This window comes from Anditalea andensis, from assembly GCF_000714815.1.
In the GTDB taxonomy this organism is placed as follows: Bacteria; Bacteroidota; Bacteroidia; order Cytophagales; family Cyclobacteriaceae; genus Anditalea; species Anditalea andensis.
The window spans coordinates 55,527-81,449 of the sequence record NZ_JMIH01000015.1 but is presented as its reverse complement, the minus strand read 5'-3'; the positions used below and the strand labels follow the sequence as shown (position 1 = coordinate 81,449).

The 25,923-nt window shown below is 39.1% G+C and carries 27 protein-coding genes; 11 read left to right on the top strand and 16 right to left on the bottom strand.

The annotated features are described in order from the left end of the window. Positions 1-214 precede the first annotated feature (214 nt). Positions 215-1,222 (top strand): zinc dependent phospholipase C family protein, encoded by a 1,008-nt coding sequence (locus tag EL17_RS07765; protein WP_035072356.1) that lies wholly within the window; start codon positions 215-217, stop codon positions 1,220-1,222. 272 nt (positions 1,223-1,494) lie between these two features. On the opposite strand, the gene EL17_RS07760 is transcribed toward EL17_RS07765, so the two are convergent. From EL17_RS07760 to ettA, 4 genes are all read right to left on the bottom strand, one after another. After that, complete coding sequence (locus EL17_RS07760) at positions 1,495-2,538, bottom strand: DUF4407 domain-containing protein (protein ID WP_035072354.1); 1,044 nt, start codon at positions 2,536-2,538, stop codon at positions 1,495-1,497. A 229-nt stretch (positions 2,539-2,767) separates the two neighbouring features. After that, a complete protein-coding gene (locus EL17_RS07755) occupies positions 2,768-4,108 on the bottom strand; it encodes a pyridoxal phosphate-dependent aminotransferase (protein ID WP_035072352.1) in 1,341 nt (446 codons plus the stop codon). A 330-nt stretch (positions 4,109-4,438) separates the two neighbouring features. Further along, complete coding sequence (locus tag EL17_RS23460) at positions 4,439-4,648, bottom strand: hypothetical protein (protein ID WP_164675004.1); 210 nt, start codon at positions 4,646-4,648, stop codon at positions 4,439-4,441. A 269-nt stretch (positions 4,649-4,917) separates the two neighbouring features. Next, complete coding sequence (gene ettA, locus EL17_RS07750; RefSeq protein WP_035072350.1) at positions 4,918-6,597, bottom strand: energy-dependent translational throttle protein EttA; 1,680 nt, start codon at positions 6,595-6,597, stop codon at positions 4,918-4,920. Positions 6,598-6,743: 146 nt separating this feature from the next. On the opposite strand from ettA, the gene EL17_RS07745 reads away from it, so the two are divergent. Beyond that, entirely contained in the window at positions 6,744-7,982 is a 1,239-nt protein-coding gene (locus EL17_RS07745) for a DUF349 domain-containing protein (RefSeq protein ID WP_035072348.1), read from the top strand. 86 nt (positions 7,983-8,068) lie between these two features. Beyond that, on the top strand, positions 8,069-8,290 hold the full coding sequence (locus tag EL17_RS07740) for a DUF2795 domain-containing protein (protein WP_010855875.1): 222 nt from the start codon (positions 8,069-8,071) through the stop codon (positions 8,288-8,290). Between the two features lie 174 nt (positions 8,291-8,464). Here the strand turns inward: EL17_RS07740 and EL17_RS07735 are convergent, their stop codons facing one another. The 7 genes from EL17_RS07735 to queA all read right to left on the bottom strand — a co-directional run bounded on the left by EL17_RS07735 (position 8,465) and on the right by queA (position 14,628). Continuing rightward, positions 8,465-8,938, bottom strand: coding sequence for a hypothetical protein (locus tag EL17_RS07735; RefSeq protein ID WP_035072345.1), 474 nt, complete (start codon positions 8,936-8,938; stop codon positions 8,465-8,467). A gap of 472 nt (positions 8,939-9,410) precedes the next feature. Then, positions 9,411-9,779, bottom strand: a complete 369-nt coding sequence (locus EL17_RS07730) for a hypothetical protein (protein ID WP_035072343.1) — start codon at positions 9,777-9,779, stop codon at positions 9,411-9,413. Positions 9,780-9,859: 80 nt separating this feature from the next. Continuing rightward, positions 9,860-10,591, bottom strand: coding sequence for a LytR/AlgR family response regulator transcription factor (locus EL17_RS07725; RefSeq protein ID WP_035072341.1), 732 nt, complete (start codon positions 10,589-10,591; stop codon positions 9,860-9,862). Next, entirely contained in the window at positions 10,588-11,625 is a 1,038-nt protein-coding gene (locus EL17_RS07720; protein ID WP_035072339.1) for a sensor histidine kinase, read from the bottom strand. Before EL17_RS07720 ends, EL17_RS07725 begins: the two co-directional genes overlap by 4 nt. Before the next feature lies 1 nt (position 11,626). After that, positions 11,627-12,433: a LiaF transmembrane domain-containing protein gene (locus tag EL17_RS07715; protein WP_035072337.1), complete on the bottom strand. Its 807-nt coding sequence runs from the start codon at positions 12,431-12,433 to the stop codon at positions 11,627-11,629. Positions 12,434-12,557: 124 nt separating this feature from the next. Beyond that, positions 12,558-13,232 carry a 2-C-methyl-D-erythritol 4-phosphate cytidylyltransferase gene (locus EL17_RS07710; RefSeq protein ID WP_035072335.1) on the bottom strand — a complete coding sequence of 225 codons (675 nt, stop codon included), beginning with the start codon at positions 13,230-13,232 and terminating at the stop codon, positions 12,558-12,560. A gap of 346 nt (positions 13,233-13,578) precedes the next feature. Then, on the bottom strand, positions 13,579-14,628 hold the full coding sequence (gene queA, locus EL17_RS07705; protein ID WP_035072333.1) for a tRNA preQ1(34) S-adenosylmethionine ribosyltransferase-isomerase QueA: 1,050 nt from the start codon (positions 14,626-14,628) through the stop codon (positions 13,579-13,581). A 133-nt stretch (positions 14,629-14,761) separates the two neighbouring features. Between queA and EL17_RS07700 the strand changes: the two genes are divergently transcribed. Together EL17_RS07700 and EL17_RS07695 are read left to right on the top strand one after the other, a co-directional pair. Further along, positions 14,762-16,003 carry an ABC transporter permease gene (locus tag EL17_RS07700; protein WP_084166152.1) on the top strand — a complete coding sequence of 414 codons (1,242 nt, stop codon included), beginning with the start codon at positions 14,762-14,764 and terminating at the stop codon, positions 16,001-16,003. Between the two features lie 26 nt (positions 16,004-16,029). After that, positions 16,030-17,481, top strand: coding sequence for an SLC13 family permease (locus EL17_RS07695; protein WP_240485951.1), 1,452 nt, complete (start codon positions 16,030-16,032; stop codon positions 17,479-17,481). 279 nt (positions 17,482-17,760) lie between these two features. On the opposite strand, the gene EL17_RS22600 is transcribed toward EL17_RS07695, so the two are convergent. The 4 genes from EL17_RS22600 to recA form a co-directional block, all read right to left on the bottom strand. Continuing rightward, positions 17,761-17,997 (bottom strand): polysaccharide deacetylase family protein, encoded by a 237-nt coding sequence (locus EL17_RS22600; RefSeq protein ID WP_051719871.1) that lies wholly within the window; start codon positions 17,995-17,997, stop codon positions 17,761-17,763. Positions 17,998-18,049: 52 nt separating this feature from the next. After that, positions 18,050-18,238, bottom strand: coding sequence for a C10 family peptidase (locus EL17_RS24335; RefSeq protein WP_394332158.1), 189 nt, complete (start codon positions 18,236-18,238; stop codon positions 18,050-18,052). Between the two features lie 114 nt (positions 18,239-18,352). Continuing rightward, a complete protein-coding gene (locus tag EL17_RS07685; protein ID WP_262482679.1) occupies positions 18,353-18,631 on the bottom strand; it encodes a Spi family protease inhibitor in 279 nt (92 codons plus the stop codon). 609 nt (positions 18,632-19,240) lie between these two features. Then, positions 19,241-20,284 (bottom strand): recombinase RecA, encoded by a 1,044-nt coding sequence (recA, locus tag EL17_RS07680; protein WP_035072327.1) that lies wholly within the window; start codon positions 20,282-20,284, stop codon positions 19,241-19,243. A 186-nt stretch (positions 20,285-20,470) separates the two neighbouring features. Here recA and EL17_RS07675 point away from each other — a divergent pair, with 186 nt between their 5' ends. The 3 genes from EL17_RS07675 (at position 20,471) to EL17_RS07665 (ending at position 23,131) form a co-directional block, all read left to right on the top strand. Continuing rightward, entirely contained in the window at positions 20,471-21,259 is a 789-nt protein-coding gene (locus tag EL17_RS07675; protein ID WP_035072325.1) for a DUF3108 domain-containing protein, read from the top strand. Positions 21,260-21,398: 139 nt separating this feature from the next. Next, positions 21,399-22,088, top strand: a complete 690-nt coding sequence (locus tag EL17_RS07670) for a response regulator transcription factor (RefSeq protein ID WP_035072323.1) — start codon at positions 21,399-21,401, stop codon at positions 22,086-22,088. A gap of 2 nt (positions 22,089-22,090) precedes the next feature. Further along, positions 22,091-23,131: a sensor histidine kinase gene (locus EL17_RS07665; protein WP_035072320.1), complete on the top strand. Its 1,041-nt coding sequence runs from the start codon at positions 22,091-22,093 to the stop codon at positions 23,129-23,131. A gap of 103 nt (positions 23,132-23,234) precedes the next feature. Here the strand turns inward: EL17_RS07665 and EL17_RS07660 are convergent, their stop codons facing one another. Then, positions 23,235-23,780 (bottom strand): hypothetical protein, encoded by a 546-nt coding sequence (locus tag EL17_RS07660; RefSeq protein ID WP_164675002.1) that lies wholly within the window; start codon positions 23,778-23,780, stop codon positions 23,235-23,237. A 290-nt stretch (positions 23,781-24,070) separates the two neighbouring features. Between EL17_RS07660 and EL17_RS07655 the strand changes: the two genes are divergently transcribed. The 3 genes from EL17_RS07655 (at position 24,071) to rpsI (ending at position 25,899) form a co-directional block, all read left to right on the top strand. Beyond that, on the top strand, positions 24,071-24,781 hold the full coding sequence (locus tag EL17_RS07655) for an RluA family pseudouridine synthase (protein WP_035072316.1): 711 nt from the start codon (positions 24,071-24,073) through the stop codon (positions 24,779-24,781). A 275-nt stretch (positions 24,782-25,056) separates the two neighbouring features. Then, positions 25,057-25,500, top strand: coding sequence for a 50S ribosomal protein L13 (gene rplM / locus EL17_RS07650; protein WP_035072314.1), 444 nt, complete (start codon positions 25,057-25,059; stop codon positions 25,498-25,500). Positions 25,501-25,512: 12 nt separating this feature from the next. Then, complete coding sequence (gene rpsI, locus EL17_RS07645; RefSeq protein ID WP_035072313.1) at positions 25,513-25,899, top strand: 30S ribosomal protein S9; 387 nt, start codon at positions 25,513-25,515, stop codon at positions 25,897-25,899. Positions 25,900-25,923: the final 24 nt, after the last annotated feature.

Sequence of the window (25,923 nt, the reverse complement as noted above, 5' to 3'; positions counted from 1 at the left end):
GTAATTGGGAGTGCAAATTTAATTGAATAATTTTTAATTACAAAAGATTTTAAAAACTTATCCGTGGAAAAGATTTAAAATCAAGCTAAAAGAGCTTTTTGCTTTTTCTGCTATGGCTGCAAATGTAATGAATATTTATTTTATCATATTATAAATATTGTGTATTTTTAATCCAGCTAATTTTTGTAAGAGTATTTTTTCGTAAACCATCAATATGGCAAAAAAAATATTTACTTGCCTGATATTTTGCCTGCTAGGATATGGGCAGCTTTCTGCTTGGGGATTTTTTGCCCATCGACGGATCAATAGACTTGCAGTATTTTCGCTTCCACCTGAAATGCTTGGGTTTTTCAAAGAAAATATACAATACATCACCGAAAACGCTGTCAATCCTGATCGCAGGAGGTACGCTGTAAAGGGAGAAGCTGAAAAGCATTATATAGATGCGGACGCCTATGGAGACAGTGCCATATACCAACTTCCCAGATACTGGAAAGATGCAGTGGACCTTTACGGGGAGGATTCATTGAGGAGATACGGTATAGGCCCTTGGAACGCCTATCAAGTAAAACTGCAACTGACAGAAGCTTTTAGAATTAAAAACAAGAAAGCTATACTAAGGCTTGCTGCGGATATTGGGCATTATATTGGAGACATTAATGTCCCGCTACATACTACCAAAAACTACAATGGTCAATATACAGATCAGATAGGCATACATGCGTTTTGGGAGAGTAGAATACCCGAACTGCTCTCAGATGATTTTGATTTTTTTGTAGGCAAAGCAGAATACCTGACCAATACTCAACAGGCCGCTTGGAAAGCTGTTATCCAGGCCCATGAAGCTCTAGACAGTGTTCTGCAATTTGAAAAGGATCTATCTGCTAAATTCCCCAAAGATAAAAAATACAGCTATGAAGAGCGTGGCAACATCAATACAAGGGTTTATTCCAGAGAATTTACCCAGGCCTATAACCAAATGCTCTCCGGTCAGGTAGAAAGGCAGATGAGAAGGTCCATCAAGATGACGGCAGACTTCTGGTACACCGCCTGGATAGACGCCGGCCAGCCCGATCTCTCAGTCCTGCTTAAATTGCCTACTCCAAAAGATGAAGTAGAGAAGCAGGATCCTGATCTTCGGATAAGGGAGCATGAGGGATCTGTATCCCTACCCTCCCCAAGGGAGCAGTTTATTGCGGCGATGTGGAGGATGGGTGGGTGACGTTTAATAATATGTTATTTAGTAAAAAGTGAGATGTAAAAGGTAAGAAGTGAAAGTACGGAAGATCGAAATCATACGAAAAATTTGACCCTAAAGCAGGTCCAGAATGTTGGTAGATAGTTCAAAATAAGATTTTATGCTGTGCCGACTGCCTGCGGCAAAGGCAGGTAGGTACGGAATATTAAAGCTTTGATAAGAAAGGAATTGTGCCTTGGAAAATTAGGACGATCTGACTTCTTACTTATTACTTACTACTTCTTACTAATTTCCCTCTATGTAGTAAAACTCTCCGAAACCCCATTCTCCAGCCTAAATTCCTTAATCCTCCTTTCACTCTTCTCCCTGCTCTTGATCGTCTGCTCGTCCACATAGACTTCCACATAGTCCTCGTGCAGATCCAGCAAAGAGTCATACGGTCCCCGCAGGGCGATGAGCTTTACAAATATAGGTGCAGTTTCCAAGGCTATAAACAGCAGGATGATAAAGATATTGGCGTATTTCATCGCGATGCTTTCTTCTGTCAGCAGGTGCAGGGCATCCAGTCTGGCAGCCAGGCCATCGAAACCATCGATTCCAGGTTGCTGCTTTTCAAATTCAGCCTGTCTTATCGCCATCAGTCCCCTGATCTGAGATTCAAGTGTATCGATCCGTACCAAGTTATCCGCCTTAGTCTGATCCAATGCGTTTTGGGCCGCATCCAGCTGCTGTTCTTTTTTGCGGGCATTGCTGCCGAGGCCTACTATGCCACTGGTCCCGTCAGTTTTGGTACCGAACCTTTCATAGTCATATTCCTGCTGAAGTCGGTTTCTATAGGCTTCTACCCTTGCTGTCTCTGATTTCAGTGTATCTACCTTTCCTTCCAATGCTGTTATTTCTGGAAATCCAGCTGCTATGGCCGCCTTACTTTCGGCCAGAAAAACGGTTTTTTTTTCATCCAGCTTTCGGTTGATCTCCCGCTCAAACATCTTAAGCTCCAGTGGCTTGGAGATGACCAGGGCCAATAGTACGGCAAAGACCAATCTGGGCGTAGCCAGTTTCCAATCATTCCAGGCAGATGCCTTCTTCCTCATGCTGGACACTATAAAACGGTCCAGATTGAATATCATCAAACCCCATAGTATCCCAAAAAATAAAGCCGGCAAGAGGGATTGAAATATAGTGTAAAGAGCGTATCCTGCAGAAAGTGCCGCTAATATTCCCGTAAATAAAACAGTCCCTCCTATGCCTATATATTTATTGGTATCTGTGGGAGACCTTAACAATAGCGGAATATGGGCTCCACTACAAAACCATAAAAAACGGGCAACTTTATTCATATAAAATTTTGCTACAAATTAGATAAGCTTTAATAAATCCTCAAATATCGGACTCATACCTATGAATATATCAATAATCAAATGTTTTAAAGCAAAACTGTGACAAAAAACCCCTTTCCTGATGTGGAATCACGTACAGTGGTGTGAATTAATTTTTTACTTCAGGCATGACATCAAAAATCTGGAGAAAGCTACTATCATAACCGACCACTTTTTTGTACGTAATCGGTCAGTTAAGCACCTTGTCTTCTGCTGATTTTAGGATGTTTGATTTTAAATAAAACTTTATAGCAAAAGCCATCTTTTCAAATGTTTCTCTAAATACTTCCTCATTTTCCTCCAATAATGTCACTCTAAAGCCTCTCAAATCCGAGCAAAAAGAACTTATGGGTACTACACATATTCCGGTGGAAGCCAAAAGGCAGTAAACAAACCGTTTATCCAAAGGCATCACCCTTTCCTCAAGCCAAGAATCTAAAAAGCCCTGAACTTTCGGATGCTCAATCGGCAAATACTGACCTGTATTTAGATAAGACTCATCAAAAATGATGGTATTATAAAAAGCTCCTTGGGTTGGATTAAATTTTATTCCGCGAATGTCACCTAATATCTCCTTCATAATTTCACTCCTCCTCCCTATTTTATTGTTTGCCTCTTTCCTATAAAGCGCATAGGCAGGGTGACTCATGATTTTAGGAATCGCCAGCTGGGGAAGAATCGTTGAACATACCTCTATCATCTTGGCATTTTCCAGTGTCTGGCAGAGCTTGTCAAATTCAGGTGAGGCCTTTCTGTTATAAAACTCCATCCAGCCACAGCGAGACCCCGGCCAGGGAAATTCTTTCGATATGCCTTTTAAAGATATCGCCGGAAGATCTCCTATCACTTCGGCCAAAGCCACGGATGTAATGCCGTTATAAGTAATGTTCTGATATATTTCATCTGCTATGAGCAGGAGGTTAAATTCTTTGGCAATTTTCACAAAATCTTCCAGCACCTCCTTGGGGTACACCATTCCGGTGGGATTATCAGGATTGATGATCAGGATGCCTACGATGGATGGATTATATTTTACCTTATAATACAGATCTTCCATATCCGGAAGCCACTGGTTATCTGGATCAAGTTTATAAGTGATGGGAGCTGTATTGGCATGTGCAGCCTCTGCTGAGCTATGTGTACTGTAAGCCGGTGATGGTCCTATGATCCTGGCTGTAGGGATGAGAAACTGATACAGCTTGGCTATAGCATCTCCCAGACCGTTAAAAAACAAAATATCATCGGCATTTATTTGACAGCCTCCTTTTAGGTTGTTAAGATCGGCCAGGTAACTACGTGTTTCCAGTACACCCTTGGAGTCTGCATAGCCATAGGTTTTGTCCTCCGTCATCAGATCGGAAATGATTTGTTTCATCCACTGAGGCACCGTATTGTTTTTTTGGATAGGATCTCCGATGTTTTCCCAGGTGATTTTAACACCTAAAGCTTCTATCTGTCTAGCTTTTTTCACTATACCCCTTATCTCATAACTCAATTCTTCTGCTCCTGGTCTTAATAGTAACTGTCTCATCATCATAACTCATATGGTTATCAGCAAATAAACAGAAATTAGAACAAATAATTATGGATTACTTAAAAAATATAAGCCTTAGTTAGAAAATTTTAAAATATACGAAAATGCCTAATCTTAAAGACCTATTTATCTTATTCCACAAAAATATATAAGTTAAGTGCTGTAGTATAAAATCAAAAAATTATATAAAAGTATATAGTACAATTCCGGCCTATTACATTGATGATGACACTTCCACTGGATTTGGCACCAAGCCCCCCTCTGGTTATTTGGCTTTTTATATTGTAAATAAAACCTGATGGCTTTTTTATTTAAGGATCACCCTCATTAATCTTTCATATTTTTCTCATCATCCCGCTGCTTTCTTATTTCAGATCTTCTGACCATGGCATTGCCAAAAAAACTGATGGCCCCTACCACTAAAATAGTATAAACTATCCATCTGGGGATGAAGAACAATCCTAAAAAATGATTGGCCAGATATAGTAAAATAGCTGCCATTGATAGATTATAAAGGATGAATAAAACTCTTTTCATCTGTTTATATTTTGTTTTTTAACGGTCAGGAGGGTTTTATTGGATTATAATCAGTACTATTATGTGTATTCTCCCCTGATTGATTTCTTACATTATGGATATTGACCCTAAGATACATAAATATTAAGTTTGTTTAAGTATCCTAAATGAGCTATTTTTCATGTCTTTGCTTTATTGGGACTAAAATTTTTATAATATCACAAATAATAAAAAGCCATCTTCATTCGATTTAATAACGAAAAAGATGGCTTTACTTTCACTGAATACTATTACTTCAAGTTCTTATATTTAATCCGCTTAGGAGTTACATCTCCCAGTCTTTTCTTCTTATTCTCTTCATAATCAGAAAAATTCCCTTCAAACCAATACACCTGCGATTCTCCTTCAAATGCCAGAATATGGGTACAGATCCTATCCAGGAACCACCTATCGTGGGAAATGACTACCGCGCAGCCCCCAAAATTCTCCAGTGCTTCCTCTAATGACCTCAAGGTGTTCACATCAAGGTCATTGGTAGGTTCATCGAGAAGTAAGAGGTTGCCATTTTCCTTTAATGTCATGGCCAGGTGAACACGGTTTCTTTCACCACCCGAGAGTACGCCTACCTTCTTCTCCTGGTCGCCTCCGCCAAAATTGAACTTGCTGACATAAGCTCTGGCATTCATCTCTTTGTTACCTAGCTTAACATACTCATTACCATCAGAAATCAGCTGGTAAACGCTTTTATTGGGATCCAGTGTATCGTGCTCCTGATCCACATAAGCCAGCTGCACGGTCTCTCCCACTTCAAAATTTCCTGAATCCGGCTTTTCATTTCCGGTGATCATTTTAAATAAGGTGGATTTACCGGCACCGTTTGGTCCTATCACCCCTACTATACCACCCTGGGGCAGTGAGAAAGAAAGGTCTTCAAACAATAACTTATCGCCGAAAGCTTTGGAAACATTGTTTACCTCTATCACCTTGGATCCCAATCTAGGTCCAGGCGGAATATAAAGTTCCAGTTTGGCTTCCCTTTCTTTTGCATCTTCGCCTACCAGCCTATCATAGGCATTCAGACGGGCTTTACCTTTGGACTGCTTGGCCTTAGGAGACATTCTGATCCATTCCAGCTCCCTTTCCAAGGTCTTCTGACGTTTGGATTCTGTTTTTTCCTCTTGCTTTAACCGCTGCTGCTTCTGGTCCAGCCAGGAAGAGTAATTCCCTTTCCAAGGAATGCCTTCACCTCTATCCAGTTCCAGAATCCATCCGGCGACATTATCCAGGAAGTATCTATCGTGTGTCACTGCGATCACTGTTCCTTTATAATTTTTAAGGTGCTGCTCCAGCCAGTGCACAGATTCGGCATCCAGATGGTTGGTAGGTTCATCCAGCAATAATACATCCGGTTCCTGAAGAAGCAATCTGCAAAGTGCCACTCTTCTTTTCTCACCACCGGACAGGTTTTTCACTATGGCATCACTGGGGGGAAGTCTTAACGCATCCATGGCTTTGTCCAGCATGACATCCAGTTCCCATGCATTTGCAGCATCGAGCTTCTGCTGCACTTCACCTTGCTGTTCTATGAGCTTATCCATGGCATCCGGATCTTCCATTAGGGCCGGGTCCATAAATTTTTCATTGATTGCTTCAAATTCTTTAAGGAGGTTTACTGTTTCGGCAACAGCCTCTTCCACTACTTCCTTTACGGTTTTGTCTGGATCTAGCTGGGGTTCTTGCTCCAGCATACCTACTGTATACCCAGGGGACCATACTACTTCACCGTTGAAGTTTTTGTCCATACCGGCGATGATCCTTAACAGGGAACTTTTACCTGATCCATTGAGACCCAGCACGCCAATTTTGGCGCCGTAGAAAAATGAAAGGTATATATTGTTTAATACTTTTTTTTGGGGAGGATAAATTTTGGACACCCCGGCCATTGAAAATATAATTTTCTCTGAACTCATAGAATTATGTTTTATCTTATGGTCTGAATATTTATATGCAACAAAGATGGCAAAAAAAGCTCTTTTTTAGGATAAATGCTTCTTAATTAATTAATTTGCAGAAAAACCCAGTAGGAGAATAACAACCACCAACCTATTAGATCACAATGGAGCATCCATACGGATACATTAAAGAAGATAAAGTTTATTTAAAAGGCTTTTTAAATCAGGGAGACAGGATTATCGGAGAAGTGAAGGAGGACGAAGCATCTACTATAAAATACTTTGAGGAGCGTTTTAAAATGGTGGAAGAAAAGGTAGCCACTTTAAAGAAAGATATCGAAGAAAATCAAAATAAAGGATCATTTCTAATGAAACTGATCCACCTGCGTGACGCCCTGATGCAGTATGACGCCCTGGGAGATTTTGTGCCTTTGATAGAAGAACTCAACCACCTGGAGACTTATTTGGAAGAAATCATCCAATCCAATAGAGAACGGAATCTGGAAATCAAAAAAGGATTAATCCTAGAAGCAGATGCTTTAAAAAACGATACCGACTGGAAAAACACCACTGAGGCATATAAAAACCTTAAACTCAGATGGATCAAAACCGGCCCCGTGGAAAAGCAAATTGAAATGGAGATAGAAAACCAATTCAATGAAGCGGTAGAACATTTTTTCCAGAAGAGAAAAGATTATTATGACGGTTTAGCGCTCCAGGCAGAAGAAAACATTAAAGTATATGAATCACTCGTCCAGCAGGCGCGGGATGCACATGATCTTCACGATGTAAAGCAAGCTTTTGAAATAAGCAAAAAAATACAGAAACAGTGGAAAGAATCAGGTAGGGTGCCTGCAGAAAAAAGACAGCCCCTTTGGGATGAATTTTCAAAACTCAATAACAGAATCTTCAGCAAGTTTAAAAGAGTAGCCCAGCAGGCTGCATTTCTACCTCCACGTGAACTGATCAAAAAAACAGAACAAATGGCAAATGAGATGAAGAGACTTGCCAAATCGGAGCCTACTTCTGAAGTATTTGCTGCAGCAAAAAAACTACAGGCTGACTGGAAACAACTTCCACCAAAAAAACCCCGCGATGCACAACAATTTTCTAAAACATTCGTCTTTTTTTCAGATGTGGTTTTTGAAAAATCTTTTCTTCAGCGTTTGGTTAAATCAAAAAATTCGGACTATGACAAAATGAATGTCACAGAACAAAAACAAGCGAAAATCCATCTGATGAGGGACTTAATACATCGGGACCAAAAAGAACTGGAAACTATTCAAAACAATGCAGAGAATTTCAGAGCCCCCGAAGGAAGCTTTGATATGATCCTCCAAAGAAAAATCGGAGGATATAAAAGGAAATTAGACGTAAAAAATTATATCCTAAAGGAACTATAAAAGTATTTGTGGGTTTGGATATGAAATCTTAAAAGAATTTATATTTTTGCAACCCGTTAACACGGCAACATAAAAATTTTGAAACTATGTATTGGACTTTAGAACTTGCGTCTTATTTAGAAGATGCTCCATGGCCAGCTACCAAAGACGAGTTAATTGATTTTGCAATTCGCTCAGGGGCTCCTCTCGAGGTGGTAGAGAATCTTCAGGAACTTGAAGATGACGGTGAACCGTATGAGAATATCGAGGAGATCTGGCCAGACTATCCTACGAAAGATGATTTCTTCTTTAACGAAGATGAATATTAATAAAAATCTGTTCCGCTAGCTCGGGACAGATTTTTTTTTTGCTGCACCACAAGTTTTTTAGGGCTTTTCATTGAGATGCTAGAACCACTTAAACAAACCTAGAGTTATTTAATAGTCCTATTATCCATCATGGATATAAAAAATAGCCAGTCATTTCTATCCGGCCATTAGTGTTTATTTTGAAAGGGTCAAGTTCAAACCAATGGTCCAAAATTCTGGGCCTAAGCTATTTTCTTGAAGGGCAGGCAGAAAATTATACTGCAAATGCGGTTGTAGACTTACTTTAAAATTTTGCATCTGTTTGATGAATGATATGCCTGTAAACACATTCATTCTCTTGAATGCATTAGGTCTCACTGACCTAATTTCATCATAAGATTCTCGGCCTCCTTCATTATTAGGCATATTGATAAAGTTCAGTTCACTTTTGTAAAAAACATTAAACCCAGGAATCAACCCTGTATTCAATTTAATTTGAAATTCATTAAAGTGCCAAGTATAGGCAACTAAGAAAGGAATTTCAATGTCCTGAATTAAGTTTTTTGCAAATACTCCACTAGGAACATCAGTTGGCATGCTAAAATCTAAGTTTACATTATAAACCCTACGGGCAAATCCCAATCCGAGTTGATAAGAAACCCCTGACATCGGTCTTTCCTTGATAGTATATAACCCACCAAAGGTATAGCCTAACCTTGCTTCTGAAGTGGCAAATTTTTCACTAAAAGTAGGCTAGGTTAAATTTACTCCACTATAAAATTCAACCTTCTCCCATTGAGCATAACCTACAATTGGAGAAAGAAATAATAGCAAAACAAATATTTGAACTAGCTTCATTTTGAATTGATTAGATACAATTAATGGGCCTTGCAGTTAAAATGATTCCCCTAGTCGAATAAACTGGTGAAAAAGAGATTTTTTCAGACCTCTTGTCGATTTATATAAAGAGTCTTTATATTTATAGGTATATGATCCCACAAAAAAACCACTTTCTCTACTTTTATATTTCATATCCAGATTGGATTGATTATTAAATATTTCACTGCTGCTTTTACAATTTGCAGTATACCGAGCATTATAGGATGTCAAAGGAGCATCAGGTATATTTTCGTTGTTCGGATCAGTTCCACTTGGTAGACATATATGTAGAATATATATAATGGGATAGTTCAAAATAAATCCCAGCCTTTCTGTACTTGTTTTCTGAATATACATAATTATCACTACCAAGCGACACCCCTTTTGAAAAATCATAAGAACTACATCTTCCTCCACATAAGATAGCTAGATTAGCTATACTGATACTCTTTCCGGAGCCCGATTCTAATATGTCAAGAACATTATCATCTGTAGAGAAAACCATTAATCCAGAAAAATTATTTTCAGGATTAAATAAATCTGCATAATCACCATCATCATGGCTAGATACGGCATAAACTAATTCATTCTCAAGATCAACTCTAAAAATATAGTTACTTATTTGTACCATCCCATTGGAGTTGAGAATAATTTCTAAAACATCATCATCAACTAAATAATCAAGATAGTATATTTTACTAACCCTATTCTTTAAAAACTAAGAGAAGCCTTTAATTTAGGATAACCGGTTTTGCTTACCGGGAGACGCTTACCATTTTTAAGAATCACTACATGTCCATCTTTTTCATAGCGTTCAATCTTTGCAATTTGCTGCAACTGTACTATGTAAGATCGGTGTATTCTTACAAATAATTTCTCATCAAGCCCTCTCTCCAGTGATTTTAGCGTTTGGGTTTTGATAAACTTTTCACTTGCCGTATAAAAAATAACATAGTCATCAGATGCTTCTATATATACAATATCCTGAAGTGAGATTATTCTGATGCTATTCCCAGTTTTCACCACTACGCGATGAACACTTTTTGCTCCTGTGGTAGACAAATTTTGGTAAGCATGTTTCCTTTCTTCAGGAAGCTGCAGTCTGAATTTTTGCAAGGCTTTATCAAACCGCTCGGGAGAAAATGGTTTTAATAAATAATCCACAGCATGTTTGTCAAACGCTTGAATAGCATATTCATCAAAAGCGGTGGTAAATATAACTCCTGGAGGATTTTCTAGAAGTTCAAGCATTTCAAACCCACTGATTTTAGGCATCTGTACGTCTAGAAAAATCAATTCAGGCTTATACTCCTGTATGGCCTTAAATCCTGAAAACCCATCATGGCTAATAGCTACTATCTCAATATCAGGGTATCCAGAAAGATACTCCTGAAGTATGGCTATGGCTAATGGTTCATCGTCTATTAAAACTGCTTTTATCATCTGAGCTGTGGTATGTTTAATTTCACCTTAAAAATATTATGATCAATATTTGTCTCTAGCAGATCATGTCGACCAAATAAAAGATAAAGCCTCCTTGTTACCGCACTGAGCCCAAAACCAGAACCTTTTGGCGGGGTATCTGTAGGATCAAAGGGATTAGTAATCTCTATGTAAAGATTCCCTCCCTTAGATATTGCCATTAAAGATATGGAAACCTCCCCGACAAGCCCATATAAACCAAACTTAACTGCATTCTCTACCAATGGCTGCAACAATAAAGCAGGCAATAGCATTGCATCAGTATTGGGATCAGCCTGAATATCTACAGCTAGACGGTGTCCAAACCTCACTTTTTCTATATCCAAATAGAGCGTTAAAGTATGTAATTCTGAGGGGAAATACACCCATTGCTCCGCTCCCTTTCTGATAGTGCCTCTCAAAAAGTCTGATAGCTGAAAGACCATTTGCCGGGCACTTTCAGGATGGCTGATCATCAAAGCATTGATGGAGTTAAGGCTATTAAAAAGAAAATGCGGCTGCAGCTGGCTGCGCAGGTGATATAATTCAGCTTCCCGGGACATTTTCAACACCCCTTCTTCTCTTTCCTTAGACTTAAACTGATCCTCTAGCCGGTTATAAATGACTGCAATAATGGTAAAGGCTATGAACAATATAAATATCATAGCTCCCCTTACTGCTATAGATTCATATAAAAATCCAGTATACAAAAGATCCTCTATAAGTGCGGGTAAAACAAATTTTAATACCAGCGTAATCAGGAAACTGATCACCAATGGCAAAAACACGATCAACCAATAATTAGATTTTTTAGGGGTGTAGAATTTAAAGACATTCTCTAAGAGTAACCATCCAGCGATCACAAAAACTGTAGTAAGGAAACTATCCACAAAAGCAACAGATAATCTAACTCCATAATGGTAAAGCAAAAAGGTAACGAAGACAATCCAAAGGAGGACGCCCACCGTAATGACAGCCAGTGTTACCCCTTTCAGTTTAAAAATCCCGGTGACCAACTCAGTACGATTTTATCTCCAAACCTCCAAATATGACCGTTCCCTTGATCAGTAACACTTTGGCAGGCTCAGCTGTAGTCTGTGGATAAATACGTTTATCTTCCACTCCTGCAAACATATTGGTCACATCCAACTGCACATCCCAATGTGGCGGCAATATAAGCTTTAAGCCACTAAAGGAAATCTCTACATCCAACACCGGATTTTCGCCAAGGTCAGCCTGTGAGAGGTCTATTTCCATACCTCCAAATAAAGCAAAAGCTTTACCCCCCTTAAATTTTTTTGAAAGCACTCTTTTTTGCACACTGGTAAATACTGCTTCCAGATTGATATGCTCTGAACTATCATTAAATATAGTGGAAAAAATTCCAGCCCCTTCAGTAAATCTTGGGCTCCAAGATTTACCCGATTGCCCAGAAGTATCTTCAGTTACTGTTTTTTTTTTATCATCCCAGTTTCCTGAATCTTCCCATATATGGGATCTCCTCCTTCTTCTAAACATGATGATTATACCTAGGAGTATAAGCCCTACTGGCAATAGGTACTGCTCAAACTCCAATGGAATCAAAAATTCTCTCTTCAGAAGAAAATAACTACCTGCCAATATTAGGATCGCGCCCCCGCTACTTCGAAAACTATGCTTCACCGAGACAACTATGCCAATGGCAATAAGCACCACAGGCCAAGATATCACCCAACCGGGGATCAATACCCCCATGGTCTTGAGCAGCCATACCGTACCGATAATTAAGATCACTAATCCAAAGGTTACATTACCATTATTAGCTATTGAATCTCTTCCTCTCATAAAATAGATGTTTAACAGTGTAAATTATAATCAAATCTAAATAGAAAGTCAGATGATTAAAATGCCAACCGGACAAAGGATAGCATGATATCGGTAAACGTCAGCCTTATGTCGGTAAAAGAAGCTATTGCTTACTTAGTAAATATTCCGCATAATCCAGGTCTTCGGGAGTGGTGATTTTAATGTTTTCGGGATTTCCAGATATGAGACTCACTTCCCATCCCTGATGTTCATATACAGTGGCATCATCTGTAAATATAGGCAGTTCATCTATCTGAAAAGCCCGCTTTATTTTCTTTACCTGGAAAGTCTGGGGTGTTTGTACCAGCCTGAACTGTTGCCTATCCTGAAAGTGGGAGCCTCCATGCACACGGAGTTTTCGCAGAGAGTCTTTTAAAGGTGCCACAGCTATAGCACTGCCTGATTTTTGTGCCTCTATAAATGAATTTTTTATCACCTCCACACTCACAAATGGTCTGACCCCATCATGGATAGCCACCAGATCATGATCTTCGCCCAAAGCGGCCAATCCATTTTTTACAGACTGAAACCTGGTTTTTCCACCTGATATAACGGTGTGTTTCACAGTAAATTCATGTTGTAGGCACAGGCTTTTCCATAGATCCATATCCGGAGAAGGAAGGACCAATATCAAATCTATTTTGGGTGAAAATTTAAGAAATTTAGAAAGTGTATGCATAAGGATAGGTTTTCCACCTATTTCCAGGTATTGCTTAGGAAGCGGAGCCCCCATACGGGTACCGCTTCCACCGGCTACTATGATGGCACAGTTATTCATGTCCAAAAATAGCAAAATGAAAGGTAGAACTGGTTTTTAGCAGAAAAAATTTAGTATAGCAAATAGATGAAAACTACATTTTAATAAACCTATACCAGCAGAAGATGCTTAAGGTAATGAATGGGCTTTAATGTTTAGTAACCTAAAGCATGAAATCAGTCATTCTATGCTCGTAATTAGCTCAGATAATTTACATCCTTGGCCCAAAAGTTTCCAAAAATAATCAAAAGGATGAAAATCATACTATTGGCAAGAAGCCTGATGTGGAATGACTAATTATGTCACATTTTGATTCGATCGAGTAAACCAATAATGAACATAAAAAAAAGCTCCGAAGAGCCTTTAATTAGATGATCAACATAGCATCTCCGTAGGAGAAAAACTTGTATTTCTCTTTGATAGCTTCCTGATAGGCCTTCATGATCAGGTCATATCCCCCAAAAGCAGAAGTAGTCATCAAAAGTGTCGATTCAGGCAAATGGAAATTAGTCACCAAAGCATTGGCAATTTTAAAATCATACGGCGGGATGATGAACTTGTCAGTCCATCCACTGCTCTGCTTAAGTCGACCATTAGCTGTCACTGAAGATTCTATCGTTTTAAGAGAAGTAGTACCGACAGAAACCACCTTTTTCTTGGCGTCCAAAGCCCTATTTACAAGCTCTACTGTTTCAGAAGGGATGTCATAGTTTTCAGAGTCCATCTTATGCTTGGTCAGATCTTCAACGTCCACTTGTCTAAAAGTGCCCAAACCGATATGAAGTGTGATAGGACTTACCTCCACACCCTTGATTTCTAACTTTCTCATCAGGTGATGAGTGAAGTGCATACCTGCTGTAGGAGCTGCCACAGCACCTACGTGCTCAGCATATATAGTCTGATAGCGCTCTCTATCCTCTGTTTCAATAGGTCTTTCTATAAATTCTTTTAGGATAGGTGTTTCGCCTAATGTATCGATGGTTTTATAAAATTCCTCATCAGTACCATCAAATAAAAACCTGATGGTCCTCCCTCTTGAGGTAGTATTATCTATAACTTCGGCTACCAGATCACTGTCCCCAAAATACAGTTTATTTCCTACCCTAATTTTTCTGGCTGGATCTACGAGTACATCCCATAATCTAAGTTCCTGATTCAATTCACGAAGAAGGAAAACTTCTATTTTAGCACCAGTTTTTTCTTTGTTGCCATAAAGTCTGGCAGGGAAAACTTTTGTATTATTAGTAACGAAAACATCCCCTTCATCAAAATAATCAATGATATCCTTAAATACCTTGTGCTCAATCTGACCGGTTTTTTTATGTACCACCATAAGACGGGATTCGTCCCTGTTTGACTGAGGGTATAGGGATATAAGCTTTCTAGGAACGTCGAATTTGAAATCTGATAATTTCATATATTAGGTTGAATGTTTCTGGTTTTTTGATTTTAACGAAATGTTCGTAAAAACTGCAAATATAATAAGAATAATACCCAAATCTATCTATATTGGGAATTAGTTTTTCAACCAAGACAAAAAGAAGGTGGTAATATTCTTAAAACTGATTTGGGAAAGTTTCAGATTTGCTCTTCAAGCGTTAAAATCAAACCTTACCCGTACCATATTATCCCTGCTAGGGGTAACCATAGGTATATTTGCTATCATAGCAGTATTTACACTCGTAGATTCTTTAGAAAAGAACATCAAAGCGAGTTTTTCGTTCCTTGGTACAAATGTCATCCGCGTAGATAGGTTTCCTTTTGGCGGAGGAGGTGAATATCCCTGGTGGAAATATTTTCAAAGGCCTCCTGCCACCTTCCAAGAATATCAGTTTTTAAAACAACGCTTAAAAAACGCAGAATCTGTTACTATTTCTGCGTCTGCCGATGCCCTTTTAAAAGCAGGAAGCAATTCCTTCTCAGGTGCAAATTTGGAAGGTGTACTCTTTGATTATAAGGAAGTTTTTGATGTTCCTGTAGATCAGGGGAGATTTTTCACGGAGCTGGAAATTAGTGCTGCCCGAAACGTGACACTCATCGGAATGAAAATTGCCAATGCCCTTTTTCCAGGACAAGATCCGCTGGGAAAAGAATTAAAAATCAAGGGACATAAGTTCCTGGTAGTAGGTATATTTAAAGAAGAAGGAGAAGGTCTTTTTGACTTGCCCTCTAAAGATGAGGCCTGCCTGGTACCCTATGGCTCTTTTGCCAAGATGTATAATGTAGGCCGTTTCGGCATTGAACCTACTATAGCCGCCCAAGGCACTGAAGATGACATTGGTCTGATCGCGTTGGAAAATGAAATGGCAGGACTTCTCAGAAACAAAAGAGGACTCAAACCTACCCAAGAAGATAACTTCGCTTTAAATAAATCAGAATATATACAAAATGCTATAGGTTCCATTTTTGATGTGATCAGCATAGCGGGATGGGTAATAGGGGGATTTTCTATATTAGTAGGCGGTTTTGGAATAGCTAACATCATGTTTGTCTCAGTCAAAGAAAGAACCAATATAATAGGCATACAGAAATCCCTTGGAGCCAAAAATTATTTTATCCTGCTGCAGTTTCTGTTTGAAGCTACTTTCCTTAGTTTGTTTGGCGGTATGGCTGGTCTATTAATCGTTTTCTTGATGACTTTTGTGCCTTTAGGATCGCTGGAGGTCACTATCTCATTTAAAAACATTTTGCTAGGGGTAGGCCTATCATCTGCCATAGGGGTAGTCTCGGGCATCATACCTGCTACTCTCGCTGCAAGATTAGATCCCGTGGAAGCTATCAGGTCCACGTAAATTAGTGCTTTAGATAAGTATGCGCAGTGGGTATTCCTAAAAAATTTCAGTTAAGTGTCGGCTTGATCATAGGGCCGGTACTTTTTTTCATTTCATATATTATTTCCCTCACTTCTGAGGTACCTGACATGGTTTTGGTATTAGGAGTAGCCGCGTGGATGGTCACCTGGTGGATCACAGAGGCTGTACCTATACCAGCTACATCCCTGCTGCCGATAATTTTATTCCCTGTTTTAGGAATATTCGACATGATGAGTGCTACCACCCCTTATGCAGATCCTGTCATATTCTTATTTATGGGTGGCTTTATTATCGCCTTAGCTATGGAGCATAATAAGCTGCACCTAAGAATAGCACTCAAACTGATCACCCTGACAGGAAGTAAACCTAACGGCATCATCCTGGGTTTCTACACTGCCACATTTGTTTTGAGCATGTGGATCAGCAACACAGCCACGGCGGTCATGATGCTTCCTGTAGCACTATCTATCATTAATTTATTTAAAATCCAGGTACCCTCAATAGAACAGGATAAAGGATATAAAAACTTTGCTCTTACCTTGATGCTGGGCATAGCTTACGCTGCTAATATAGGCGGAGTGGTGACCATCATAGGCACACCGCCCAATGTGGTGATGGTAGGAATGATGCGGCAGTTTTTAAATATGGAGGTAGATTTTAACACATGGTTATTGATCGGTATTCCGTTGGGACTTCTGATGATAGTCATCATGTATGGATTGCTTGTCTATGTTCTGTACCCCAATAGAATGGCTGCAATAGCTGGTTCGGATCAGTTGATCAAATCACAATTGGCCGAATTGGGGCCAATGGGAAATGCAGAAATCAGAGTAAGCCTCATTGTGATGGCTACAGCATTAGGCTGGATCCTTAGATCTCCGATTAATAATGTGATAGGAACCCCGGTCTTAAACGACACACTGATAGCCATGGTAGGCGGCGTGCTGATGTTTATCATACCAGCTGGGCAAACAGGCCAAAAGGGACTGATGGGCTGGCAGCAAATGGACAGGATGCCTTGGGGCATATTACTGCTCTTTGGAGGCGGATTATGCTTGGCTAAAGCCATGGAAGCCTCAGGAATCGTATTGGAGGTAGGCAATTTTGTCAGCTCTTTTGAAAACATACCAGAATGGACCCTGATCCTAATACTGACGTTTACTTCTCTGTTCTTAACAGAACTGATGAGCAATGTAGCCCTTACGACCATCTTTATACCTGTGGTAATAGGAATAGCATCAGGCATGGGTTTACCGGCTCTGATTTTGGTCATACCAGTGACATTGGCGGCTAGCTTCGCCTTTATGCTACCTATAGCTACCCCGCCAAATGCTATCCTTTTTTCCAGCGGACTGATCAGGATGAAAGACATGATTAAGGCAGGTATATGGCTTAATCTCATCGCCACACTAATTATCGTGTTTTTCGCACTTACTATAATAAAGTGGATTTATTGATTTGAAGCGGTCGCCATTTTTTTATATAGGCATCTTACCTTTCCTGATTTAAGAGAACCAAAGAAGAAATAATATATAGCTTATTCCCTGACCATGGGGTAGTTGATTGCTTGCAGATGTAGAAACCCACGCCCATTTTATTTTATCCTATCCCTTCTTTCTTTAAGCTCTCTCCAAGTAGTCAAAATAAATCCCTCATCTTCTATAAATTTTTTGAACCTGGGATCTATCATGGCCAGCATGTCCCCTTTACGTGTTTCACCTGATGCAGAGATATGTTCAAATACTTCTGTGATCCGTACAGTGCATGATGACCATCGTCACTTCGGGCTTTAACTCGCGGAGGTCTTCTATGTATTTATCAGTTTTGAATTCCTGGAGATTTTCATCAGTAGCCAGAACCCCCTCGGGTAGCCTCCATCCGTAATTCATATTATGCAGGTCATCCAATACGGGCAACCCTTTATCCCATACTTCTCTTCCTACATTACTGGCCATGAGCACTTCTACAAGCACAGCTGTACTTCCGGTAGGGTTATCCCCCTTAAATTCTTTGATCAGAGCAGTATTAACTAATGAGTCTATTCATAAACCCGTTTCCTATGTTCCTCATAAGTATTGAAGTCGCTGCACTTCCCGAATGGTTTGGCATTGCGTCCCTGTTGTATGTATTAGGAAATTTATGGTACTTCATTATTTGGTCAACTGCAGTTGCCACACACCCAGCCGGAGCTCTCCCTTTTGAGTAATGGTACAGCCTAAATTCTCTAATTCATTGTTATAGCCACCCCCCTGCCCCCAAGTTGTACTCAATAATGGATTGACTCTAGAATAACTATTTCTAAGACAATTTTCTGGACATGAATTACTGTTAGGCATTTGTTAACGCTCTGGTTTGACTAGGTTCAAATTTTTGCACTATGGGAGCATTGCCATAAACAATGTCATTTCTAGTTTTAATAACTACTTCAGTAATTTTTGATAACCACATAATTAAGCCTTCTTGTAATTCCTCGGTATCAGGCGTTAAACTACCATTTTCCGCATAAGCTTGAATAAGGGAAACCCTTTTATCTCCTGCTATCACGACATAACCCCCTTTTTCGTAATTTACTATGTGAAGTGCGGGTAGTTCATTTGTGTCTAAGATTGAAAGAAGATGTATTCACAGTTTTATAAGTTATAAAAGGTTCAGCATCTTTTGACCTACTCTCTGGACTTTCGTTATACGAAGACACTGGAAATTTTAAGACGGAAGCAAATCCAATGGCATTTTCTAACGTAATAAGGTTTTCCTTACTATTTTGTTCCTATATGATTTCAGAGAACTCTTCAGTACAAGACCATAAACTGCCAAGAAAAGAGAATGCTAAATTAACTGTAAGTTATTTTTTTGCTGCTTAACATAGATAAAATGTTTTAAAAAGGACTTTACTTAATACTGTTTTGTTTATTGGATAAATACAGAAAAAGTAGTTAATAATTTAAGAGCTACGTTATATTTTATTTTTAAATATATCCGCTACTATGACAGTAGGGTTAATTTGAATCAATAACTAATCTATCGATGGGCCTTTTTGCTAAAATACCTCCTGTTAAGCTATAACAAAACTTAACTGGAAATATTTCAGAAGTAACTGATTGACAGATAAGTTATTACAAACGTTTTTCCTACTCATATACGAGCGGATAATCATAATTATCATTTTCTTTGTAATAAAACGACCAAACAAAAAGGGAAGCTTCCGCTTCCCTTCTATTATTTTTCTTCTGCTACTTTCTTTCCTTTCTTTTCAGGGACAGCCGGTGCCAGGCCTGCCCTTTCTTTGATCTTCACTTCCAGTTCCTCCATCAGTTCAGGATTATCCAAAAGTAAGCTTTTAACAGCATCTCTGCCCTGGCCCAGCTTGGTGCCCTCATATGAGAACCATGACCCGGCTTTTTTCACTATCTCAAACTCAACGCCGAGATCAATAATCTCCCCTACCTTGGAAACTCCCTGACCATAGATAATATCAAATTCGACAACTTTAAATGGAGGTGCCACTTTATTTTTCACCACCTTAACTTTTGTCCGGTTACCGAGTATGGTATCAGCGTTTTCCTTAATCTGACCGATCCTACGGATATCCAGTCTCACAGAAGCATAAAATTTCAGGGCATTACCACCGGTAGTAGTCTCTGGACTTCCGAACATCACCCCTATTTTATCCCTTAGCTGATTGATAAAGATACAGGCACAGCCTGTTTTGTTGATAGCTCCGGTAAGCTTCCTCAGTGCCTGGGACATCAGACGTGCCTGTAGGCCCATCTTGCTGTCCCCCATCTCCCCTTCTAGTTCACCTTTCGGCACTAATGCAGCCACTGAATCTATGACAATGATATCTATAGCTCCCGAACGGATCAGGTGTTCAGCGATTTCCAATGCCTGCTCTCCATTGTCCGGCTGTGATATGAGTAGGTTTTCTGTATCGATCCCTAACTTTTCGGCATAACTTTTATCAAAAGCATGCTCTGCATCTATAAATGCAGCCATGCCGCCTGCCTTTTGAGCTTCTGCTATGCAGTGCATAGAAAGGGTAGTTTTACCGGATGATTCTGGCCCATATATTTCTATAACCCTGCCCCGGGGTATACCACCTATCCCCAAAGCCATATCCAAACCCAAAGACCCAGTAGAAATGGCAGGAATATCCTGCACATGGTTATCGCTCAATTTCATGACGGTCCCTTTACCGTATGCTTTTTCTAACTTATCAATGGTGAGTTGAAGTGCTTTTAATTTTTCACTGTTATCGCTCATATATAATTGGTGTTTTTTTCGTATATAGAATAATTATGTGAAAGTAAACATTCGGCTGATGAATATCAACTTAATAATAAGCATTGTTTTACAATCGTCTTTTAGTACTTTTAACATTCCTACGGATGTCTTGAAGAACTAATTGAAATATCATTTGAGTTTGTATAGACTATTGAAATAAATTGTATGCGTATAAAGATTAAACTGCTCTTTTTGTTTACCGCTATTACCTTGACAGCTGCCGACACGGTTCAGATGGCAAGGAATGAAGCTTTTTCTAATGGAGAGGAACTTACCTTTAAAGTTAAATATCTTTTTTTTAATGCTGCGGAAGCCAAAATGATCACCAATCCTGATATTTATAATATAAATGGAAAACCTACCTATAAAATAGATGTTTACGGAAGAACCCTCAGCATATTTAAAATATTCTATGTAAAAGATAACTGGGGGACCTTTGTAGATACTACGCGGCTTATCCCGCTCCAGTCATATAGACATATAGAAGAAGGTAATTACAGGAAGCATGAACAGGTATCCTTTGATCATTCAAAAGGAAAAGCGAATGTAAAACTATTTGATAGGGAAAATAAGCGAGTGGAAGAAACAAATACTTATGATATACCGCCCAATGCCCAGGATATCGTCAGTGGTTTTTATCAGCTTAGGACCATGAACCTCAGCAAACTTAAAAAAGGAGAGGAAATAGTAATAAAAGGTTTTTTCGACAAAGAAATATATAACTTAAAATTAATATATGAAGGAAGGGAACGGCTTTCTACTAAAATAGGCAGTTTTGAAACATTAATTTTCTCCCCGATAATGCCCAATAATAAATTATTTAGCGGAGAATTTCCCATTAAAGTTTGGATAACAAATGATAAAAACAAAATTCCTGTTAAGATAAAAGCCAATATGGTCGTCGGAGCCCTGGATATGGAAATAACGGAAGCAAAAAACCTTCGCAACAATTAATTCACACTTCCTTCACAATAAATTAACAATTACTGATAGAAATTCCCGATTAACTTTTAAATAATTGTAGCTTGTCTTCATCCTGATGTTTCTTTTTCTAAATTAGCAGTGTTTATATAAGATTAATGATTGAACTCACATGAGTGAAAAAACTAAAACCAGGGTATTGGTCGTAGACGATGAACCTGACATTATTGATTTATTAAAATACAACCTGGAAAAAGAAGGTTACGAGGTAGAAACCGCTAGTGATGGCATAAAAGCTGTCAAAGCCGCTATTAAATTTAAGCCTGATGTCATATTACTGGATATCATGATGCCAAATCAGGACGGCGTAGAGACATGCCGCCAGATAAGAGATATACCTGAGCTGAAAAGCGCATTCATTATATTTCTTACTGCCAGGTCAGAGGAATATTCAGAAGTTGCGGCTTTTGATGTAGGCGCTGATGATTACATCACCAAACCTATCAAACCAAGGGCACTTCTAAGCAGAATTTCTGCGCTGTTCAGAAGAGAAACGAAAAAAGAACAGGAAGTATTACAGATCAGGATTAAAGACCTAACAATAGACCGTACCAGCTACACCATAGATCAAAGCGGCAAAACAATTATACTTCCCAAAAAAGAATTTGAACTGTTATATTTCCTTGCCAAAAACCCCAATATGGTATTTAGCAGAGATGATTTATTGATGAACATTTGGGGAGCGGATGTTTTTGTTTTAGCCCGTACCGTAGATGTTCACATTAGAAAGGTAAGGGAGAAAATAGGGGATGACTATATCACTACTGTAAAGGGAGTAGGTTATAAATTTGAATTAAACTAACCATGTTTACCACATCAAGGGGGATATCTATTGTTTTGGCATTTGCCATATCTGCCCTTACATTAGCCTTTCTTTCTCTTTTGGACGAAGCCACCACCACGATATTATTAGTGGCAGGTGTGCTTTCATTCGCCCTGTCATTCATCCTTACCAATATCACTTTGGAGTTTTTAATATTCCGGGAGATTAGCAAGATCTATATGGTACTGGATAAAATCCAAAAAAAAGATCTTTCATTAGTGGGAAAGAAAAGGCAAAAACCATCCATATCCCCTTTAAAAAATCTCAACAGTACTATCAATTCCTATGCTTTGGCCAAGGATAAAGAGATCGAAACACTTCAGGAAAATGCTACTTTCAGAAAAGAATTCATAGCTGACATCTCACATGAGCTGAAGACCCCCATTTTTGCGGCATCCGGATACATTCACACCCTGCTCGACGGTGCAGTAGAAGATGAAGCTGTTCGTTATAAATTTTTAGAACGTGCTGCCAAAAGTCTTAATGCCCTCGATAATCTGGTAGGTGACCTGCTTACGCTTAACAGAATGGAAAACCGGGTAGTCAAATTTCACTTGGAGACATTTGACCTGAAAGACCTTATCCTGGAAGTGATCGAACAGCTGGAAAACAAGGCTGAAAAAAGAGATGTGACAGTAAGGTTTTATTTTGATAAAGCAAAGAAATACCATATCACTGCAGACAAGGACAAAATTTTTCGCGTATGCCAAAACCTCATCAGCAATGCTATAAAATACAACAATGAAGGAGGCGAAGTAAATGTGGATTTAAAAGCTGAGAAAAAGAAAGTCCATCTTAGTGTAAAGGATAACGGCAAAGGTATCCCGGAAGAAGATGTAAAAAGAATTTTTGAAAGATTCTACCGTGTAGATAAAAGCCGCTCTAGAGAAGGTGGTGGAACCGGTTTGGGTTTAGCCATAGCTAAGCATATTCTGGAGGGCCACAATAGTAAAATCAAGGTAGAAAGTGTACTCGGGAAGGGATCTACTTTCAGCTTTTCTCTGCCTGAAGCTAAATCTTAATCATACCCCTTTGGGAATTTCATGCTCTTTATTTAAGAAGCTATTATTAAAAGCATCATGTATGACCTTATTTGAACATATTGAATAGAAAAATATTGTGATACTATAACCCGAATCTATACATAGCTTTTAGCCCAACCAGTACCGTATTTCCTCCTATGTGCTCAAAGGTGTAGGGCAAATTCTGTAGTGAAATCCCTATATCTATTTTATGCAATTGGTAGCCTACTTCAAATCCATAATCGAGCGGGTAATCTGAAAATCCAACAACAGGATCTCCAGTATCAACCCTATTATTTTGCCAGGCCAAACCGACACTCCCTTCCGCATACAAATGTTGGAAATTCCTCCTATATCCCAAAGCAAAAGGGACCACGTTAGCCGTTATGCTATTGACGGGATCAAATAAGTTTTTCGGATACGTCCATAAATAGTGTAGCCCAGTACGGAACATCCACTGACCATGGTTTCCCGTACCATAATAAATTTTAATAGGCAAACCTACTTGAAAATTATACTCCAAAAAGGAATCAACTGATATTACCGGATCCAGCTCTGCTCCTATTGCTAACTGGTTATTGCCCCGCTGTGCAAATAGATCGAATAAGGTAAATCCTAAAAGGAGTACAGTAAACAATAAGATTTTCACATTCAATCGTTTTTTAAAAGCAACTGGGGTATAAGTATCCAAATAAGTTAATGGAGAATGAAAAACAGAATATGAATTTAGTAAGCAGTGCTGAGACTGAAAAATTAATATCAATAATATCCTTTTATTCCAATTTTATGATAGTACTTATATTACAGATCCCGTTCAGGTCTAACAGGTTACAAAAGATAAAGTAATCCTAAAGATATACACCCCCCATAAAATATAATTTTGATATCACTACAAAAAATATTAATTTTGCGCCTTAATTTGGAAGAGCGTAAAGCTGTATGAAGAAAATAGATTTCAAAAATCTTATCCTGTTTGAAAACGCAGATTACATCGTAATCAATAAGCTTCCGTATTTATCGACTTTGGACGATAGGCATGAGTCTCAAAACATCCTGCATCTGGCCAAGTTGTACACCCCTGATGCCCAGGTGTGTCACAGGCTGGATAAAGAAACATCAGGATGCCTGGTCATAGCAAAGCACCAGGAAGCCTACCGTAACATTGCGATACAGTTTGAAGACAGGAAAGTGGAAAAAATCTATCATGCAGTAGTGGACGGCATACATGAGCACAATAATACGCTTGTGGACCGAAACCTGCTCGCCAATAATAAAGGTATCGCCAAGGTCAGTAAGGAAGGCAAGCCTGCCACCACTTATTTCACCACTTTGAAGACCTACTATGCCCACTCCTTAATAGAGTGCAAGCCGGTCACCGGAAGGCTTCACCAGATCAGGGTTCACCTGGCCTATCTGAAGGCTCCAATATGTGGGGATGATCTGTATGGGGGAAAGCCATTATACTTATCTAACCTAAAAAGGCGATTTAACCTTAAGAAAGACACAGAAGAGCAGCCTATCATGCAGAGGGTCTCACTTCATGCCTACTCCATAGGCTTTACGGGATTGGACGGGCAGACTATAAAAGTCGAAGCTCCTTACCATAAGGACTATGCAGTGATGATGAAGCAGCTGGAGAAGAACAGATAGTTTGTCAGAAAGAATTTAATGGCAGCGTTAAAAAAGTTGGGCAAAGAGGTTACAGCGTTTTTTCTATAAAAAAACCTTACATTGAAGCCAAATGAAATATACGTTGTGAAATTTTCTAAAATTATTGAATTGGGAAGGCTTTAAAGAAGCTATTCTCGTGAAAATAAGGCAGTAAACTTCTATTTCCTTTGCATATAAAAATTAAAGCTTATATCTTTGTGTCCCTTTTTGAGGGTGAAATGTATTTAACAAGCTAATAATTAAACGTTTACACAGTGGATACTTTAAGCTATAAAACCGTATCGGCAAATGACTCTACCGTAGAGAAAAACTGGATCGTAGTGGATGCCCAGTCAATGGTTCTAGGTAGATTTGCCAGTGAGGTAGCAAAAATTTTGAGAGGAAAGACTAAGCCTAGTTATACTCCTCACGTAGACTGCGGTGACAATGTAATTGTCATCAACGCAGAGAAAATCAGACTTACCGGTAGAAAGTGGGATGACAAAGTATATGTCCGTCACACAGGATACCCAGGAGGCCAGCGTATCGCTACTCCAAAGATGCTGATGCAGAAATCTCCTATCATGTTGGTAGAGAAGGCAGTCAGAGGTATGTTGCCCAAGACAAGATTGGGTAACAAGCTCTATGGTAACCTGTATGTATATGCAGGCTCTGAGCATCCTCATAGCGCTCAACAACCAAAAGAAGTTAAATTTTAATTCTAGCAATCAATGGAAGTTATCAATACAATAGGTAGAAGAAAAACGTCTGTAGCAAGAATTTATATGCAGTCAGGTAAAGGTGAGATCACTGTAAACAACAGATCTCTTGAAGTTTACTTCCCTTTTGATTTGCATCAGATTGTTGTGAAGCAGCCTCTCGCTTTAGTAAACGAGAACGATGCGTATGACATTAAAATCAATGTAGACGGTGGTGGTATCAAAGGACAGGCTGAGGCTATCCGTATGGCAATCTCCAGAGCACTTTGTGAAATAAACGAAGAGCACAGATCTCCCTTGAAAAAAGAAGGTTTCCTTACCCGTGACCCAAGAATGGTGGAACGTAAGAAGCCGGGAAGAAAGAAAGCAAGAAGAAAGTTCCAGTTCTCAAAACGTTAATTTGGGATTTTATTCAATCATATA

Excerpts from the sequence above, each read along its gene's own strand:
- EL17_RS07765 (WP_035072356.1), top strand. The coding sequence starts at position 215 with ATGGCAAAAAAAATATTTACTTGCCTGATATTTTGCCTGCTAGGATAT.
- EL17_RS07760 (WP_035072354.1), bottom strand. The coding sequence starts at position 2,538 with ATGAATAAAGTTGCCCGTTTTTTATGGTTTTGTAGTGGAGCCCATATT.
- EL17_RS07755 (WP_035072352.1), bottom strand. The coding sequence starts at position 4,108 with ATGAGACAGTTACTATTAAGACCAGGAGCAGAAGAATTGAGTTATGAG.
- EL17_RS23460 (WP_164675004.1), bottom strand. The coding sequence starts at position 4,648 with ATGAAAAGAGTTTTATTCATCCTTTATAATCTATCAATGGCAGCTATT.
- ettA (WP_035072350.1), bottom strand. The coding sequence starts at position 6,597 with ATGAGTTCAGAGAAAATTATATTTTCAATGGCCGGGGTGTCCAAAATT.
- EL17_RS07745 (WP_035072348.1), top strand. The coding sequence starts at position 6,744 with ATGGAGCATCCATACGGATACATTAAAGAAGATAAAGTTTATTTAAAA.
- EL17_RS07740 (WP_010855875.1), top strand. The coding sequence starts at position 8,069 with ATGTATTGGACTTTAGAACTTGCGTCTTATTTAGAAGATGCTCCATGG.
- EL17_RS07735 (WP_035072345.1), bottom strand. The coding sequence starts at position 8,938 with ATGTCAGGGGTTTCTTATCAACTCGGATTGGGATTTGCCCGTAGGGTT.
- EL17_RS07730 (WP_035072343.1), bottom strand. The coding sequence starts at position 9,779 with ATGGTACAAATAAGTAACTATATTTTTAGAGTTGATCTTGAGAATGAA.
- EL17_RS07725 (WP_035072341.1), bottom strand. The coding sequence starts at position 10,591 with ATGATAAAAGCAGTTTTAATAGACGATGAACCATTAGCCATAGCCATA.
- EL17_RS07715 (WP_035072337.1), bottom strand. The coding sequence starts at position 12,433 with ATGAGAGGAAGAGATTCAATAGCTAATAATGGTAATGTAACCTTTGGA.
- EL17_RS07710 (WP_035072335.1), bottom strand. The coding sequence starts at position 13,232 with ATGAATAACTGTGCCATCATAGTAGCCGGTGGAAGCGGTACCCGTATG.
- queA (WP_035072333.1), bottom strand. The coding sequence starts at position 14,628 with ATGAAATTATCAGATTTCAAATTCGACGTTCCTAGAAAGCTTATATCC.
- recA (WP_035072327.1), bottom strand. The coding sequence starts at position 20,284 with ATGAGCGATAACAGTGAAAAATTAAAAGCACTTCAACTCACCATTGAT.
- EL17_RS07675 (WP_035072325.1), top strand. The coding sequence starts at position 20,471 with ATGCGTATAAAGATTAAACTGCTCTTTTTGTTTACCGCTATTACCTTG.
- EL17_RS07670 (WP_035072323.1), top strand. The coding sequence starts at position 21,399 with ATGAGTGAAAAAACTAAAACCAGGGTATTGGTCGTAGACGATGAACCT.
- EL17_RS07665 (WP_035072320.1), top strand. The coding sequence starts at position 22,091 with ATGTTTACCACATCAAGGGGGATATCTATTGTTTTGGCATTTGCCATA.
- EL17_RS07655 (WP_035072316.1), top strand. The coding sequence starts at position 24,071 with ATGAAGAAAATAGATTTCAAAAATCTTATCCTGTTTGAAAACGCAGAT.
- rpsI (WP_035072313.1), top strand. The coding sequence starts at position 25,513 with ATGGAAGTTATCAATACAATAGGTAGAAGAAAAACGTCTGTAGCAAGA.